General features: G+C 70.0%; 12 protein-coding genes and 3 pseudogenes. 14 read left to right on the forward strand and 1 reads right to left on the reverse strand.

What is annotated here, in order from left to right:
- Window positions 1–68: 68 nt before the first annotated feature.
- The 3 genes and pseudogenes from lepA (at window position 69) to ACRRRO_RS16285 (ending at window position 3,924) form a co-directional block, all read left to right on the forward strand.
- Window positions 69–1,923: pseudogene (gene lepA / locus ACRRRO_RS16275) on the forward strand (translation elongation factor 4).
- Window positions 1,924–2,015: 92 nt separating this feature from the next.
- Window positions 2,016–3,134 carry a radical SAM family heme chaperone HemW gene (gene hemW, locus ACRRRO_RS16280; RefSeq protein WP_434081596.1) on the forward strand — a complete coding sequence of 373 codons (1,119 nt, stop codon included), beginning with the start codon at window positions 2,016–2,018 and terminating at the stop codon, window positions 3,132–3,134.
- Window positions 3,135–3,219: 85 nt separating this feature from the next.
- Window positions 3,220–3,924, forward strand: coding sequence for a hypothetical protein (locus tag ACRRRO_RS16285; RefSeq protein WP_424795971.1), 705 nt, complete (start codon window positions 3,220–3,222; stop codon window positions 3,922–3,924).
- 7 nt (window positions 3,925–3,931) lie between these two features.
- On the opposite strand, the pseudogene ACRRRO_RS16290 reads toward ACRRRO_RS16285, so the two are convergent.
- A pseudogene (locus tag ACRRRO_RS16290) lies at window positions 3,932–4,803 on the reverse strand (DUF3097 domain-containing protein).
- 185 nt (window positions 4,804–4,988) lie between these two features.
- Between ACRRRO_RS16290 and hrcA the strand changes: the two are divergent.
- From hrcA to ACRRRO_RS16345, 11 genes and pseudogenes are all read left to right on the forward strand, one after another.
- Window positions 4,989–6,017, forward strand: a complete 1,029-nt coding sequence (hrcA, locus tag ACRRRO_RS16295; protein ID WP_424795973.1) for a heat-inducible transcriptional repressor HrcA — start codon at window positions 4,989–4,991, stop codon at window positions 6,015–6,017.
- A 24-nt stretch (window positions 6,018–6,041) separates the two neighbouring features.
- Complete coding sequence (dnaJ, locus tag ACRRRO_RS16300; RefSeq protein WP_424795974.1) at window positions 6,042–7,160, forward strand: molecular chaperone DnaJ; 1,119 nt, start codon at window positions 6,042–6,044, stop codon at window positions 7,158–7,160.
- A 113-nt stretch (window positions 7,161–7,273) separates the two neighbouring features.
- Window positions 7,274–8,318: pseudogene (locus ACRRRO_RS16305) on the forward strand (PhoH family protein).
- Window positions 8,315–8,800, forward strand: a complete 486-nt coding sequence (gene ybeY / locus ACRRRO_RS16310) for an rRNA maturation RNase YbeY (RefSeq protein WP_424786200.1) — start codon at window positions 8,315–8,317, stop codon at window positions 8,798–8,800. The pseudogene ACRRRO_RS16305 and the gene ybeY overlap by 4 nt, the downstream one beginning before the upstream one ends.
- Window positions 8,797–9,762: a GTPase Era gene (era, locus tag ACRRRO_RS16315; protein ID WP_424786199.1), complete on the forward strand. Its 966-nt coding sequence runs from the start codon at window positions 8,797–8,799 to the stop codon at window positions 9,760–9,762. The genes ybeY and era overlap by 4 nt, the downstream gene beginning before the upstream one ends.
- A gap of 42 nt (window positions 9,763–9,804) precedes the next feature.
- A complete protein-coding gene (locus ACRRRO_RS16320; RefSeq protein ID WP_424795976.1) occupies window positions 9,805–11,262 on the forward strand; it encodes an alpha/beta hydrolase family protein in 1,458 nt (485 codons plus the stop codon).
- 67 nt (window positions 11,263–11,329) lie between these two features.
- A complete protein-coding gene (locus ACRRRO_RS16325) occupies window positions 11,330–12,241 on the forward strand; it encodes a PP2C family protein-serine/threonine phosphatase (protein ID WP_424795977.1) in 912 nt (303 codons plus the stop codon).
- Entirely contained in the window at window positions 12,238–13,605 is a 1,368-nt protein-coding gene (locus tag ACRRRO_RS16330; protein WP_434080586.1) for a hypothetical protein, read from the forward strand. The genes ACRRRO_RS16325 and ACRRRO_RS16330 overlap by 4 nt, the downstream gene beginning before the upstream one ends.
- A complete protein-coding gene (locus ACRRRO_RS16335; protein WP_434080587.1) occupies window positions 13,560–14,099 on the forward strand; it encodes an FHA domain-containing protein in 540 nt (179 codons plus the stop codon). The genes ACRRRO_RS16330 and ACRRRO_RS16335 overlap by 46 nt, the downstream gene beginning before the upstream one ends.
- Window positions 14,100–15,635: a serine/threonine-protein kinase gene (locus ACRRRO_RS16340; RefSeq protein ID WP_424795979.1), complete on the forward strand. Its 1,536-nt coding sequence runs from the start codon at window positions 14,100–14,102 to the stop codon at window positions 15,633–15,635.
- Between the two features lie 24 nt (window positions 15,636–15,659).
- Complete coding sequence (locus ACRRRO_RS16345; protein ID WP_424795980.1) at window positions 15,660–16,388, forward strand: hypothetical protein; 729 nt, start codon at window positions 15,660–15,662, stop codon at window positions 16,386–16,388.
- Window positions 16,389–16,480: the final 92 nt, after the last annotated feature.

The raw sequence follows: 16,480 nt of genomic DNA on the forward strand, positions 1-16,480 counted from the left end.
GACAGCCCGTACCCACCGGACGTGGGACGATAGGGCACAGCCCCACCAACCGACCGAAAGACCAGCAGGTGTCCCCGATCGCTTCCGCCGATGCATCCGCGCTGATCCAGCCGTCCACGACGGCACCGGAACTGCTGCGCAACTTCTGCATCATCGCCCACATCGACCACGGGAAGTCGACCCTGGCCGACCGGATGCTGCAGAACACCGGCGTGGTGGAGGAACGCCTGATGCGCGCCCAGTACCTGGACCGGATGGATATCGAACGCGAACGCGGTATCACCATCAAGTCCCAGGCGGTGCGGATGCCCTGGCAGGTGGGCGAACGCGCTTACGCCCTGAACATGATCGACACCCCCGGGCACGTGGACTTCTCCTACGAGGTCTCCCGTTCTCTGGCCGCCTGTGAGGGCGCGATCCTGCTGGTCGACGCGGCCCAGGGGATCGAGGCCCAGACCCTGGCGAACCTGTACATGGCGATGGAGCACGACCTGGTCATCATCCCGGTGCTGAACAAGATCGACCTGCCCGCCGCGCAGCCGGAACGCTTCGCCGAGGAACTCGCCGGCCTGATCGGCGGCGAGCCGGAGGATTGCCTGCAGGTCTCGGGCAAGACCGGTGTGGGGGTGACGGACCTGCTCGACCAGATCGTGGCCCAGGTGCCCGCCCCCCAGGGGTCCTCCGAGGCGCCGGCCCGGGCGATGATCTTCGACTCGATCTATGACACCTACCGCGGTGTGGTCACCTATGTGCGGATGGTGGACGGGCACCTGACCCCTGGCCAGAAGGTCCAGATGATGTCCACCGGGCAGTCCCATGAACTGCAGGAGATCGGCGTCATCTCCCCGGACCCGACCGCATCCAAGGGACTGGGCGTGGGTGAGGTGGGCTACCTGATCACCGGTGCCAAGGATGTGCGCCAGGCCCGGGTGGGTGACACCGTCACCAATGCGGCGAACCCGGCCACGGAGTCCCTGGGCGGCTACCGCGACCCACGCCCGATGGTGTTCTCCGGGCTGTACCCGATCGACGGATCGGACTATCCGACGCTGCGCGATGCGCTGGACAAACTCAAACTCAACGACGCCGCGCTGGGCTACGAGCCCGAGACGTCGGTGGCCCTGGGCTTCGGGTTCCGGTGCGGATTCCTGGGCCTGTTGCACCTGGAGATCGTGCGGGAGCGGCTGGAGCGCGAGTTCAACCTGGACCTGATCGCCACCACCCCGAACGTCATCTACCAGGTGACGATGGAGGACGGCACGCAGGTCGAGGTGACCAACCCCAGTGAGTTCCCGGCCGGGAAGGTCAACACCGTCACCGAACCCATGGTGGCCGCCACCGTGCTTACCCCCACCGAGTTCGTCGGAGCGGTGATGGAACTGTGCCAGGGCCGGCGCGGGGTGATGCAGGGCATGGACTACCTCTCACCCGAGCGCGTGGAACTGCGGTACGAGTTGCCCCTGGGAGAGATCATCTTCGACTTCTTCGACCAACTGAAGTCCCGGACCCGTGGCTACGCCTCCCTGGATTACGAGATGTCCGGGGGAGCAGGACGCGGACCTGGTCAAGGTCGACATCCTGCTGCAGGGGGAGCAGGTCGATGCGTTCAGTGCGATCGTGCACCGGGACAAGGCCTACGCCTACGGGGTGATGATGACCGGCAAACTCAAGGAACTCATCCCGCGCCAGCAGTTCGAGGTGCCCATTCAGGCCGCGATCGGCTCACGCATCATCGCCCGGGAGACCGTGCGCGCGATGCGCAAGGACGTGCTCGCCAAGTGTTACGGGGGCGACATCTCCCGCAAACGCAAACTCCTCGAACGCCAGAAGGAGGGGAAGAAGCGGATGAAGAACATCGGCCGGGTGGAGATCCCGCAAGAGGCGTTCGTGGCCGCGCTCACCTCCGACGGCGGTTCGGACTGACCCCCGATCGGCACCCGCAGGTGAGTACGGAGCGCAGCCACGAGCTGGACCTGGCCGGGGCAGCAACCGGCTCAGCCGACCGGGACTTCGGTGTGTACCTGCACATCCCGTTCTGCGCCGTGCGCTGCGGATACTGCGACTTCAACACCTACACCGCCACCGAGCTGGGCGGCGGGGCCAGCCAGGACGCCTACGCCGGGACCGCGATCGCCGAGATCGACCTGGCCCGGGCCGCCATGGACGCCGCCAGGATCCCCGCCCGAGAGGTCCGCACCGTCTTCTTCGGCGGCGGGACCCCCACGCTGCTACCGGCGGCCGATCTGGTGGCGATGCTGCAGGCGGTTCGGCAGGCGTGGTCCCTGGCCCCCGATGCCGAGATCACCACCGAGGCCAACCCCGACTCCGTCACCCCGCAGGCGCTGGCCGAACTCGCCGGAGCCGGGTTCACCCGCGTCTCCTTCGGGATGCAGTCCGCCGTCCCGCATGTTCTTGCCACCCTGGACCGCACCCATGACCCGGCCCGCGTGCCCGAGGCGGTGGCCTGGGCGCGCCAGGCCGGGCTGTCGGTCTCGCTGGACCTGATCTACGGCACTCCAGGGGAGTCGCTGGCGGACTGGGAGGAGAGCCTGCGCGTGGCCATCGCGATGGCCCCGGACCACGTCTCCGCCTACGCACTCGTGGTCGAACCCGGTACCAGGATGGCCACGCAGGTGCGGCGCGGGGAACTGTCGATGCCCGACGACGACGACGAAGCGGACAAGTACGAACTCGCCTCGGCGATGCTCACCCGGGCAGGGTATGAGTGGTACGAGATCTCCAACTGGTCCCGCGGCGCCTCCCAGCAGTGCCGGCACAACATCGCCTATTGGCGCTCGCAGGACTGGTGGGGGGTCGGCCCGGGTGCCCACAGCCACATCGGGGGACAGCGGTGGTGGAACCTGAAGCACCCGCGCCCCTATGCCGCAGCAGTCGAGGCCGGACGTCTCCCGGTGGCCGGTCAGGAGCACCTGTCCGCTCCCCAGCGCCGGGCCGAGGAGGTCCTGCTGGGGGTGCGTCTGGCCCAGGGCTTCCCGGTGACCGATAGCGCGGTGCTGGAGGGGCTGGTGGCCGAGGGCCTCGCCCAGAAACTCCCGGCGCGCCAGGGGATGCTCGTCCTGACCGTGCGGGGCCGGCTGCTGGCCGACTCGGTGGTGCATCGCGTGCTGGGCTGAGGGGCACGCCTGGGACGAACTGCGCCGCAGTGATGCCGCCGGGGTGGCCTATTCTGGCCATGACCAGCGACGACAGGTGGGTGGGATGACTCAGGAAGCGCCGACGCCGGCCGATCCGGTCGAGCCGGCCGAGCGGTCGACGAACCAGCCGGGTGTGCCGCCGACGCAACCGTCGGCCGGGCAGCCGGCCGGGCCCACCGCACCGACCGCGCCGACCCCCACCACTCCTCCACCCGGTGCCGGCACCGGGGAACCGGGCGAGCCGGGAGGGCCCTGGCCCGTCGGCGACTACGCTGCCGCCCCGCCGCTGCGCTCGGCCTACCCCACCGCCGCCGAGGGCGGTTTCCGGATCGATCCGGTGCAACCGCCCGAGGCCGGCGAGTCGCCCGGTCCCGGCTACGCCGGCGACGACCAGACGTTGGCGCCCGGACCCGGTGAGGCAACGACCGGCGTCATCGGCGCACCGTCCCGGCCCGATGGCGCACCCGGTGACGCGGGCGCTGCCCAACCCTCCGGTGCGGATCAGGAACGGTCCGGTCCGGAAGTCCCGGAGCAAGCGGCGTGGATGCTGATGCCGATCCTGATCGGGCTGGTCCTGGGCCTGGCCGCGATCGTGGGGCTGGGCGCGTGGCCCCCGGTGGTCTCGGCGGCCATCGTGGTGCTGATCGCGGCGGCCGCCGTGCTGAGTTGGCAGGCCGGTGCGGTGGTGCGGCGCAGCGTGCTGATCGCCGCGGCGGGCCCGGCCGGGGTGCTGATCGGCTACTGGGTGTTCACCCTGTTCCGCGGCTGAGCGCCCGTCATTGGGGACCTGCGCTGACGAAGTCGACCAGTTCCTCCACCCGGCCCAGCAGTGCCGGCTCCAGGTCCTGGTAGGACCGCACCCGGCCCAGGATGCGTTTCCAGCCAGCGCGACATCGGCCTGGGTCTCGGCCGGCCAACCCAGTGCCGTCAGGGTGCCGACCTTGATGTCGACGCCCCGTGGCACCGAGGGCCACTGGGTCAGCCCGAGCCGGGCGGGCTTGACCGCCTGCCACACGTCCACGTACGGGTGCCCCAGCACCAGCAGGTTCTGCGCGCCGCATGCGCGCATCGCCTCGGCCGCTATCCGGGACTCCTTCGATCCCGGCACCAGATGGTCCACCAGCACCCCCAGGCGCCGGTGCGGACCGGGCGCGAAGTCGGCTGCGGCGCGGGCAAGGTGATCCACGCCGTCGAGCATCTCCACGACGACTCCCTCCAGGCGCAGGTCCTCGCCCCAGACCTTCTCGATCAGTTCAGCGTCGTGGCGTCCCTCCACCCAGATCCGGGAAGCCCGGGCCACCCGAGCCCGGGCGCCGGTCACGGCGCGAGAACCCGAGGCGGTGCGGGCCCGGGTAGTCCGAGCACTGGCCGGTGGGAGGACCAGGTGCACCGGCTTACCGTCCACCCAGAACCCGGGCCCGAGCCGGAACGCCCGCTCCTTCTCGTGCCGGTCGGCCAGTACCACCACGACCATCCCGCCGGACTTCTCCACCCGCACCACCGCACCGGTGAAGCCTGTCTCGGCGTCCTCCACCACCAGGCCCACCTGGGCCGGGACCTTGGGCACCGGTGCGGCGACCGGGTGGGGGTCGGCGGAGAGCACGTCGGTGCCGTAACGATCGAATCCTGGATACTGCGAAGGGCTCATCCGGGTGAGGCTACGCACATCGCTGGGGTATTCGGCGCAGCGACGCGTAGAATTGGCACTCGAAACCGGTGAGTGCTGATCCACACTGCCGCCGGTGGCGGTCGATCACGGCACCAAGGGCCCTCGGGGCGCCGGTGCCGACCATGAGGCGCATGATGAGGGACCACGCGGAGAGGAGGCCCGGGATGAGTTCGGAACGTCAACTGGAGGTACTGCGCGCGATCGTGCAGGACTACGTGCGATCCCGTGAGCCGGTCGGGTCCCGCAACCTCGTGGAACGGCACAACCTCGGCGTGTCACCGGCGACGATCCGCAATGACATGGCGGCGCTGGAGGACGGTGGCTACATCGCCCAGCCGCACACCTCGGCCGGCCGGATCCCCACCGACAAGGGTTACCGGTTCTTCGTGGATCAGATCGCCGCGCTCAAGCCCCTATCGGTGGCTGAGCGCCGTGCCATCGCCGGTTTCCTCGAGGGCGCGGTGGACCTCGACGACGTGCTGGAGCGCAGCGTGCGACTGCTCGCCCAGTTCACCCAGCAGGTGGCCGTGGTGCAATACCCCTCTCTGCGCCGGTCGGCCCTGCGCCACGTCGAACTGATCCCCGTCTCGGCTACCCGGTTGATGGTGGTCATCATCACCGACACCGGGCGCGTGGAACAGCGCATGGTGGCGATGCCCGAGGCGATGGATGCGGCGGTGCTCGGGGAACTGCGGGCCCGGATCAACGCCCTGGGTGCCGGCCGGGAACTGCCCGGGCTGCGCAGCGCACTGACCGATCTGGAGAACGTCTTCGACCCCGAGGAGCGGGCCATGGTCGCCGAGGTGGTGAGCGCGGTGCTGGATACCGTCGGGGAGGACGTCGAGGATCGGATCGTGATGGCCGGGACGGCGAACCTGGCCCGATCCGACACCGACTTCACCCGCACCATCTCACCGGTCCTGGAGGCACTGGAGGAGCAGGTGGTGCTGTTGCGGTTGCTCTCGGAGATGGCCGAGGACGCCTCCGGTGCCTCGCCGGCGGTACGGATCGGTCGCGAGACCTCCTCCGAGCACCTGTCCGAGACCTCCGTGGTCGCGGGGGGTTACGGTGGGACCGGAAGCCAGGCGATCGCCCAGGTGGGGGTCCTGGGCCCGACCCGCATGGATTACCCCACCACGATGGCCACGGTCCGCGCCGTGGCGCGTTACCTGTCCAGGATCCTGTCCGCCTGAGTCGATGAGTCAAGAAAGCGATCAGTGAGCGACTACTACGCCGTTCTCGGTGTCGAACGCGACGCCAGTACCGAGGAGATCAAGCGCGCCTACCGTAAGTTGGCGCGCCAGCACCATCCCGACGTGGCCGGAGCGGATGGTGCCGAGAAGTTCAAGGACATCGCCGCCGCCCATGACGTGCTGTCCAATCCGGACAAGCGTCGCCAGTACGACGCCGGCGGACTGGGTGGGATGAACGGCGGTGGCGGTGGGGACTTCCCGTTCTCCGACATCTTCGACTTCTTCTCCGCCGCTGCCGGTGGCGGCGGCCAGCGTGGCCCCACCCCGCGGGCCCGGCGCGGCCAGGACGCGCTGCTGCGGGTCACCGTCACGCTGGAGGAGGCCACCTTCGGGGTGACCAAGGACCTCGAGGTGGACACCGCCGTGGTCTGTCAAACCTGCCACGGCACCTGCTGTGCGCCCGGGACGGGTCCGCGCACCTGTGACATGTGCGGGGGCCGCGGTTCGGTGCAGCGGGTAGCCCGCTCCTTCCTCGGCAATGTGATGACCAGCCAGGCGTGCGCGGCCTGCCAGGGCTTCGGCTCCGTGATCGAGCACCCGTGCGCCGAGTGCTCCGGCGAGGGTCGCGTCCGCTCCCGCCGCACCATCAACATCAACATCCCCGCCGGGGTGGACGAGGGCACCCGGATCAAACTCACCGGTCAGGGTGAGACCGGTCCGGGCGGTGGACCCCCTGGTGACCTGTACGTGGAGATCCGGGAGAAGTCCCACCCGACGTTCACCCGCCGCGGCAACGATCTGCACTGCACGGTGGAACTGCCGATGACGGCCGCGGCGCTGGGCACGGTGCTGACCATCGAGACCCTCGACGGCGACCAGGACATCGACGTGCGTGCCGGCACCCAGCCCGAGGAGGTCCTGACCCTGCGCGGACTGGGCGTGGGTGTGCTCAGCAGTGGTGGCCGCCGCGGTGACCTGCACGTACACATCCAGGTCAGGGTGCCCACCGGGCTGGACGAGACCCAGGAGGGGCTACTCAAGGACCTGGCCGCCGAGCGCGGTGAGGAACGCCCGCAGGGGCGGCTGGCCCCGGCCGGCTCCGGGATGTTCTCACGGCTGCGGGACCGCTTCTCCGGACGCTGACCCGAGGGCCAGACCACGGCCGGATCGGTCGATCTCGTAGACTCCGCAGTGTCCGGTCCCCACGATGTGTGGACCCCGTCCGAGCAAGGAGACCCTGGGCGACGGCCCGGCCCATGACCGATCCCACCCTTGAACCGCAACCCGGCCATGTCCGCGAGGAGGTCACCGTACCGGCGCACGTCCCGATGGTGGCCCTGCTCGGTCAGCGAGATGAGGTGCTCCGTGCCGTGGAGGAGGGGTTCCCCGGCCTCGATGTGCACGTGCGCGGGAACCAGATCGCGCTCAGTGGCCCCAAGGGCGATGTGGACCTGGCCAAGCGGCTCATCGATGAACTGACGCAGATCGCCTCCTCGGCCCAGCCGCTCACCGCCGACGCGGTGGGAGCGGGCAATCACGATCCTGACCGCCGCGACCATGGAACGCCCCGCCGAGGTGCTGACCATGAACATCCTGTCCAGCCGCGGGCGCACCATCCGGCCCAAGACGCTGGGACAGAAGCAGTACGTGGAGGCCATCGACGCCAACACGGTGGTGTTCGGGATCGGGCCGGCCGGCACCGGAAAGACCTACTTGGCGATGGCCAAGGCCGTCCAGGCGCTGCAGGCCAAGCAGGTGAACCGGATCGTGCTGACCCGGCCCGCGGTGGAGGCGGGGGAGCGGCTGGGATTCCTGCCCGGCAGCCTGAACGACAAGATCGACCCGTACCTGCGCCCGCTCTACGACGCCCTGCACGACATGCTTGACCCCGAGTCCATCCCGCGGCTGATGGCGGCCGGCACCATCGAGGTGGCGCCGCTGGCCTATATGCGTGGCCGTACGCTGAACGATGCCTTCATCATCCTGGACGAGGCCCAGAACACCTCCGCGGAGCAGATGAAGATGTTCCTGACCCGCCTGGGATTCGGTTCCACGATCGTGGTCACCGGTGACGTCACCCAGGTGGACCTGCCCGACGGCACCCGCTCGGGACTGCACGTGGTGCAGGAGATCCTCGACGACATCGACGACGTCGCCTTCTGCCGACTGTCCAGCAAGGACGTGGTGCGGCACCGGTTGGTGGCCGACATCATCGACGCCTACGGGCGCTATGACGAGGGCCTGCGCCGTAGCGAGATGCACCGTCGCAGCGCCCATTCCCAGGAGGGACGACGACGATGAGCACCGAGGTCGCCAACGAGTCCGCGCACGCGGTGGATGAGTCCGAGTTCGCGGCACTGGCCACCTTCGTGCTCGACGAGATGCATGTTCACCCCCAGGCCGAACTCGAGGTTCGCTTCGTCGACGCCGAGGTGATGACCGAGTTGAACGAGCGGTGGATGGACGCCACCGGGGCCACCGACGTCCTGGCCTTCCCGATGGATGAACTGCGCCCCGGTAGCCCCGGCACACCGAGTTCCGAAGGCATCCTGGGATCGGTGGTGCTGTGCCCGCAGGTGGCCATCGACCAAGCGCGCACCGCAGGACACTCCGCCGATGAGGAGATGCTTCTGCTCACCACGCACGGGATCCTGCACCTGCTCGGCTACGACCACGCCGAGCCGGAGGAGGAGAAGGAGATGTTCGCCCTGCAGCGCCGGTTGCTGCTCACCTTCCTCGGTTCACGGCCCACGGTTCCGGGCCGCTCCGAGCAGGGCTCATGACGAAGGCGGGAGAGGAGTCCGCCCGGGCGCCTCACCAGGGGCAGGGCGGGCAGCAGGCGAGTCCCGAGTACCGGGCGGGTTTCGCCTGTGTGGTGGGACGCCCGAACGCGGGCAAGTCCACGCTCACCAACGCCCTGGTGGGGCACAAGGTGGCGATCACCTCCGGACGTCCTCAGACCACCCGGCACACCATCCGCGGCATCGTGCACCGTGCGGACGGCCAACTGGTCCTGGTGGACACTCCGGGCCTGCACCGCCCTCGCACCCTGCTGGGGGAGCGCCTGAACGACCTGGTGATGCAGACCCTGTCGCAGGTGGATCTCATCGTCTTCTGTCTACCCGCCGATCAACCGATCGGGCCCGGGGACCGGTACATCGCCGCGCAGCTCGCCGATGCCACCACCCCGGTGGTGGCCGTGGTGACCAAGACCGACGTGGTCAGCAGGCCGGCGCTGACCGAGCACCTGCTTGCCGTGGCCGACCTCGGTTCGTGGGCCGACATCGTGCCGGTCTCAGCGCTGGCCAACCACCAGCTCGACGTGCTGACCGGTGTGCTGTTCTCCCACCTGCCGCCGTCGCCCCCGCTGTACCCGGACGGGGATCTGACCGACGAGCCCGACTCGGTGATGGTCGCCGAACTGGTTCGCGAGGCCGCCCTGGACGGGGTGCGCGATGAGTTGCCACACTCCCTGGCCGTGGTCGTGGAGGAGATCGTGCAACGGGACCGCCCGGCCAAGGATGGTCGCGCCCTGCTGGATGTGCGGGTGAACCTGTTCGTGGAGCGGGACTCACAGAAGGGCATCGTGATCGGTGCCAAGGGTGCGCGCCTGCGCGAGGTGGGCACCCGGGCCAGGGCCGGGATCGAGGCGCTGCTGGGTGCCGCGGTGTTCCTGGACCTACACGTGAAGGTCGCCAAGGACTGGCAGCGTGACCCCAAGCAGTTACAGCGTCTGGGCTTCTGAGTACCCGGGGGGCTCGCGTTGGTGGTGCGCAGGTGGCTTGCCGTGCTCGGGTTGGTGCTGATCCTGGGCACGATCGGCTCGTTGGCGGGGCCTCGCTGGCACCCGGAGCTGATCCAGGACCAGGTGGAGTCCCAGACCCGGGAGACCACCATCGGCTCCGACGTCCGCACCGACCCGGTGGGCACCTACGCCACCGCCAGCGAGGACTTCGAGGTCGATCTGGGTGAGGTCAGCGTGCCGGCACGCCTGACCTATCCCGTCGATGCCGGGCCGGACCGGCCGGGCATCCTGCTGATGCACGGGGCCGGAACCGGTCGGGCCACCTCCTTCGCCGACCAGGCCCGCGAGCTCGCCAGCGCCGGTCTCTACGTGCTGGTGCCGGCCAAGCGGATGGACACCTACACGGTGCGCAACCGCAACTACGTCCAGATGGCGGCCGACTACATGGTCTCCTTCGACGTACTCGCCGATTGGCCGGGAGTTGATTCCGGTCAGACGGGTATCTACGGGGAGTCCGAAGGCGCCTACATCGCCACGGTGGCCGGTGCCGCCTACGACCAGGTCAACTTCGTGGTGCTGGTCTCCGCCCCGGTGGTCCAGCCCCGTCAGCAAGTCGCATTCGCGGCCGACGTCTACCTGCGTAACACCGGCGCTCCGGGGGCACTGCTGCGGGCGATCCCACGAGCGGTGGGGATGAACATCCCCGGCGGGGGGTTCGAGTACGCCGACTTCGACGCCAGCCCCTACCAGCAGCGCCTCGATGTGCCGGTGCTGATGGTCTACGGCACCGATGATGCCTCGATGCCGGTGGTGCAGGGGGCGGTGGTGATGCGCGACGACCTGGCGGTCGCCGGTAACGACGAGTTCACGGTGCGCTACTACGACGGCGCCAACCACGGCATCCGTTCCAACGGCGATCTGGCCCCGGGGTTCACCCGGGACCTGGCGCGCTGGACCCAGGGTCTGCCGCAGACGGCCAGCGCCGTCCCCCAGGTGGCCGGCGCCGAGCCGGAACAGCGGTACGCCGCAGCCCCGGTTGCGTCACCCCGCTGGTACGCCGATGGGGACTGGGTGATGTACACCCTGCTCGGCTCCCTCGGTCTGCTGGTGCTGGGGCCCGCGCTGTGGGCTGGGGCCCGGATCGCGCAGCGCGCGCGGGAGCCGATCATGCCCGCATCACTTGCCAGGTACGCCGCCGCGACCGCGCTGGCGGCGCTGGCGGCGCTGGTGATGTTCGTGGCCTACCTGACCCAGGTTGCCCAGTACGCCCTGAACTATCTGCGCAACGACCTCGTCGTCGTCGGAGGCTACTTCCTGGTGCTGGGCACCGGGGTGCTCGCCGCCGGGGTGCTGTACGCCTCGCTGGAGCGCACCCACCGGGCGCGCGCACTGGGTGTCTGGCGCGGGCCCGGACGCCTGGTCTGGTGGCTGGTACACCTGGGTGCGGTCTCGTTGCTGATCATCGCCGCGTACTGGGGCGTGTTCCCCTCGTTCGTGTGAGCGCCGGACCGCCGGGCCCGGGTGCGGTCGGTAGGATCGGGCCCAATCGAGGCAGGAGAAGGGGTGCGTGGTGCACACGGACTGGGGTGCGGTCACCGACGCCGGCGGACGCCGCCGGGTCAATGAGGACGCCGTCCTTGCCGCCCCGCCCGTATTCCTGGTGGCCGACGGGATGGGCGGGCACGTCTACGGTGCCCTGGCGGCACAGTGCGTGGTGGAGGCGTTCGAGGCCTTCGCCGCCGGACTCGAGCCCGGCGCACCGGTCGAGCCGGCCCAGATCCTGGCGGTGATCGACCACTCCCGGGACCTGATCCGCGCCGGGGTGAGGGCTGCACAGGGGGACCGGCCTGAATCGCGAGCCCGGCCCACCGGCGAGACGGGGGGACACGATGATCCTGGGTCGGGGGAGCCCCCGCTGGCCGGGTCCACCGCGGCCGGTCTGGTCCTGACCACCCAGCAGGGGGTGCCGTACTGGCTGGCGTTCAACGTGGGGGACTCGCGCATCTACCGCTACGACGAGGACGGACTCGTCCAGGTCAGCGTGGATCACTCGGTGGTGCAGGAACTGCTCGACGCCGGCGCCATCACCGCCGGTCAGGCGCGCGAGCATCCGCAACGCAACGTGATCACGCGAGCGGTGGACAGTAGCCACGATGTCGACGTCGACTTCTGGATGCTGCACGCCGGAGGGCCGCAACGGCTCCTCCTGTGCAGCGACGGCCTCACCGAGGAACTCACACCCGATGAGGTGACCGCCTCCCTGGCCGCTCCGGGCGATGCCGAGCAGGCCTGCCGGGACCTGGTGGAGCGGGCCACCAGAGCCGGTGCACGCGACAACGTGTCGGCGGTGGTGGTGGATCTGCTCGCCGACGGCGCCGCGCAGTCCACTGCACCCCGGTGTGGTGGACGGCGCGCATCTTCAGCTGATGCCGGCGCGGAGCTTGATGACACACTTCCACGAGCCGGTGCGATCCGATGAGAGAGGCTGATGAGGTGATGATGAGTTCCTACCGCAGCGGGACCTGGACGGGCCTGGTCGCGCCCGGGGGACTGGCGCTGCTGGCCCCGGACTTCGCTGCCGTGACCGCCCGGTCCCTCTGGGAGGCGATGGTGGCCGAGCGCCCGCTGTCGGCGTGGCTCGAGGCGATCGCTGGGGGAAGTCTCTCCGCACTCCCGGACTTCGCGCTGGTCCGGACCGAGGGCACCCAGGTCAGGGTCCTCGTGCGGGGGCAGGTCAGTGTCGATTGCGACGGAACCGAGATCCGGGCCGAGGGGATGAGTACCTGGCGCGAGCACGTGGGTCCCCTCCCGCAGCGCCTGCGGGTCAGCGGGCCCGAGGACGGTGGCCAGGAGTGGCCGTTGGGTTCGGGTGTGGTGGCGGCAGCAGCGGTGCAGTCCGGGTCGGAGGACGCGGAGCGTTCCGCCCTCGCCGGGACGGCTGCCGCCAGTGAGGTCGACACCGACGCGCGGAAGCACACTCCGGTGGAGGGTGGGCCGGAAGAGGGGGTCCTGACCCCGGACGAGCCCGAGGGTGCGGAAGAGCCTGAGACCCCGGCTGAGGCTGAGGACGCCGGTGCGGCCGAGACGCCGGATGAGCCTGACGATGCGGCGGAGTCCGACGGAGGGACCGCGGGATCGGAGGCAGGCGGTGACCGTGGTCTGATCGACTCCCTGCCCTGGAACGTCCCGGCGATGAAGGCCGGCCAGACCTCGGAGGGCGAGGGCGGTGAGGCTTCGGCGGAGGCGGAGGTCGCCGACACCGGGGCTTCGGCGGAGGCGGAGAGCGCCGACGCTGACAGTGCCGCCGACAGCGGCGCCGATTCCGACACTGAGGCCGCCGTCCTCGAAGCCGAGGAAGACGACACGGCCGAGACGGCGGAATCCGATCGCCCGGGATCCGCCGCCGGGAGCGACCACTTCTCAGAGGCGACCGTGTTCCCCGCCCCCGCGGTCGGCGGTGGCTGCAGCACCGGCGAGCACGAGTCAGATCATTCCGATGACGTCGCCGCCGGGGACGCCACCGGGGAGGACGTCGCCGGCGAGGCGAATGAGGACGACGGTGACCACGACGGCCACACCGTCCTTGTGGCGCATCTGCGGGAGGCCCTGAACTCGGGCGGACAGGAGGCGGTCGGGGAGGACACGGTCCTGGCCGGCGCCGGGTCACAACCCGCGCGCGTGGTGCCGGTAGTGGTGATCTCCACCGGACAGCGGGTCGAACTTGACCGGCCCGCACTGCTCGGCCGGGCACCGGAGGCCACCCGGTTCGAGGGGCCGTCGCACCGCACCTGGTCGCTGTGCCCAGCCCGCAGCAGGACATCTCCCGCACCCACGTCGAACTGAAGCCCGAGGGTGACCACGTGGTGGTGACCGACCTGCGTTCGACCAACGGCACGGTCGTCACGCTGCCCGGTGCCGAGGCCCGCCGCCTGCATCCCGCCGAGGCGATCCCGGTGGGTGCCGGAGCGGTGATCGACCTCGGGGACGGCGTCACCGCGGAGGTCCACAACGACCAGGACGGCGGCGGGGAATCCGAACCCGTTCCCCGCGCCGGAACCGGCGAACCCGCACCCGGGCAGACCCCGGCCGCACCGGCGGCTCCGTACGGCCGGCCCGCACCCTACCGCCAGCCGAATCCGTACGGGCCAACCGGCGCGCAGGCCCAGCCCGGGCACTATGGCCAACCGCCGGCCCCCGGTTCCTCGTCCCAGCCGGGCCCGTACGGCCCACCCCCGCAGGGACCCGGGGTGCCGCCACCACCGGACCGCTACGGATCCGCCGGCGGCGCGGGGCCCGTCGTGGACCCTTACGGCCCGTACCAGGGTGGTGCACGCTAGGTGGCTCCGAGCCGTCCACCCTCGCAACCCCCGCAGATCCCCGGATTCACCTACGAACGACTCCTGGGTTCGGGTGGTTTCGCCGACGTCTTCCTGTACACCCAGCAGCTACCGCGGCGTAGCGTCGCGGTGAAGGTGCTGCTCGCGCCGACCACCGACGCGGCCAGTCGTGAACAGTTCGTGGCCGAGGCCAACGTGATGGCCCAGTTGTCCGCCCATCCCTCGATCGTCACGATCTACCACGCCGACACCGCCGACGACGGACGCCCGTACCTGATGATGGAGTACTGCCCGCGGCCGAACCTGTCGGTGCGCTACCGCACCGCGCCGCTGGGCGTGGCCGAGGCCCTGCGGATCGGGGTCCGCCTGGGTGGTGCGGTGGAGACCGCCCACCGGGCCGGCATTCTGCACCGCGATATCAAGCCGGCGAACGTGCTCACCACCGACTACGGCTGGCCGGCACTGACCGACTTCGGCATATCCGTCGTCCAGCACGCCAGCGAGGAGTCCGAGGCGGTGGGGATGTCGATCCCGTGGTCGGCCCCGGAATTCTTCGACGAGCACGCCGAGCGCGGCACTCCCGGGGACATCTACGCCCTGGCGGCGACGGTGTACACCCTGCTCGCCGGTCGATCCCCCTTCGAACTCCGGGAGGGGAAGAACTCCGCTCTGGACATCATCGGTCGGATCGAGCGCGATCCGCTGCCGCCGCTGCTGCGAGATGACGTCCCGCCCTCCCTGGAGCAGGTGTTGCAGCGCGGCATGGCCAAGGCACCGGAACAACGGTTCGGCACGGCCGCGGAGTTCGCCCGCGCACTCCAGCGGGTCGAACAGGAACTCCAGCTGGCTCAGACCAGCCTGGACCTGCCCGACACCTCCTGGATCCAGGTGCCCGATACCGTCGGGGAGGACCTGCGCACCCGGGTGCGCTCGGTCGTGGAGATCCCGGCCGCCCCGCGCACCGGAGGGGACGCCGTAGACACCGAGGCAACGCGCGTGCGCACCCCCGGCGTCGTCCCGGCCGCAGACTCCGCCGGTGCCCCCGCACAAGCCGGCCGGGACGGCCCCCCTCACGCCGGCGTCGGCCCCGACCAGGAGGCCGGCGGCAACGAGCGCCGGGGCCGCCGGCTGCGCTGGCTGACGCTTGCGGCCTCGATCCTGGTCATCCTGGTGGTCAGCGGGGTGGTCATCTACGGCGCGGTCAACGCTCCCGACGATCCCCCACCACCCACCGACCCCACTACCGCACCCCCCGATCCGCCGGTCACCGACGCCTCCCGTCCGGGACCGCCCGAGCAGCTCACCGGGCAACGCGTGGAGGGGGAGGACGAGGTCACCTTCACATGGAGGGCCCCGGAGTTCGATGCCGACCTCGCCTACGCCTGGCGCCAGGTCGGCGGCGCCGATACCGGGACCGAACGCATCACCGAGACCGAGATCACCCTCACCGACGTTCCGGAGCGGGTCTGCGTGGAAGTCGCCGCAATTTCGGTGGAGAGCTCTAGGCTGTCGGAATGGAGCGAGGCGTGCGCCTAGGATGGTCGGTGTTGGGGGTAGAAGATGACGTTGAAGGTGGAGTTCTGCGGTGAATGGTTCGATGCCGATCGAACCAAACCGTTCACGATCGGGCGCGAGGGGGACCTGGTTGTCGATGACAACCCCTACCTGCACCGACAGTTCCTGACGATCGCCTACCAGGACGACCTGTGGTGGCTCACCAACACCGGCTCCCGCCTGTCGGCCACGGTCTCCGACTCCGAGGGCAACATGCAGGCCTGGCTCGCTCCCGGTGCCCGGCTGCCGTTGGTGTTCGCCCGCACCTCGGTGCTGTTCACCGCCGGGCCCACCACCTATGAGGTCGGCATCGTGGGGGAGACGCCCACGTTCGAGTCCTCTTCTCCCGAACGTACCCAGGTGGGGGAGACCACGATCGGCCCGGTCGCCCTGACCGAGTCGCAGAAGCTGCTCATCCTGTCCCTGGCCGAGGCGGTGCTGCGCGGCCGAGGGTCCAGCGCGTCGATCCCCACGTCGGCCCAGGCCGCCGCGAAACTGGGATGGACCATCACGCGGTTCAACCGCAAACTGGACAACGTCTGCGACAAACTGTCCCGGCAAGGCATCCGTGGCCTGCGCGGTGGTCAGCAGAAGCTGGCGGTGAACCGGCGGGCCAGACTGGTCGAGCACGCCGTTGCCTCGCGCCTGGTGGTGGCCGGCGATCTGGACCTGCTGGAGGAGAACTACCGGCGGGCCAGCCTGGAACGGGCCGAGGAAGCCCGGACCGGTTCCTGAGTCGCGGCGGCTAGGGCAGCCCACGTCCACCCCGATGGGCGGGTAGAACAGCCCATGTCCACGCCCACGTCCATCCGTTAGGATTCGGACCG

It is taken from the genome of Sanguibacter sp. Z1732 (genome assembly GCF_051020515.1).
GTDB lineage: Bacteria > Actinomycetota > Actinomycetes > Actinomycetales > Beutenbergiaceae > CALKWS01.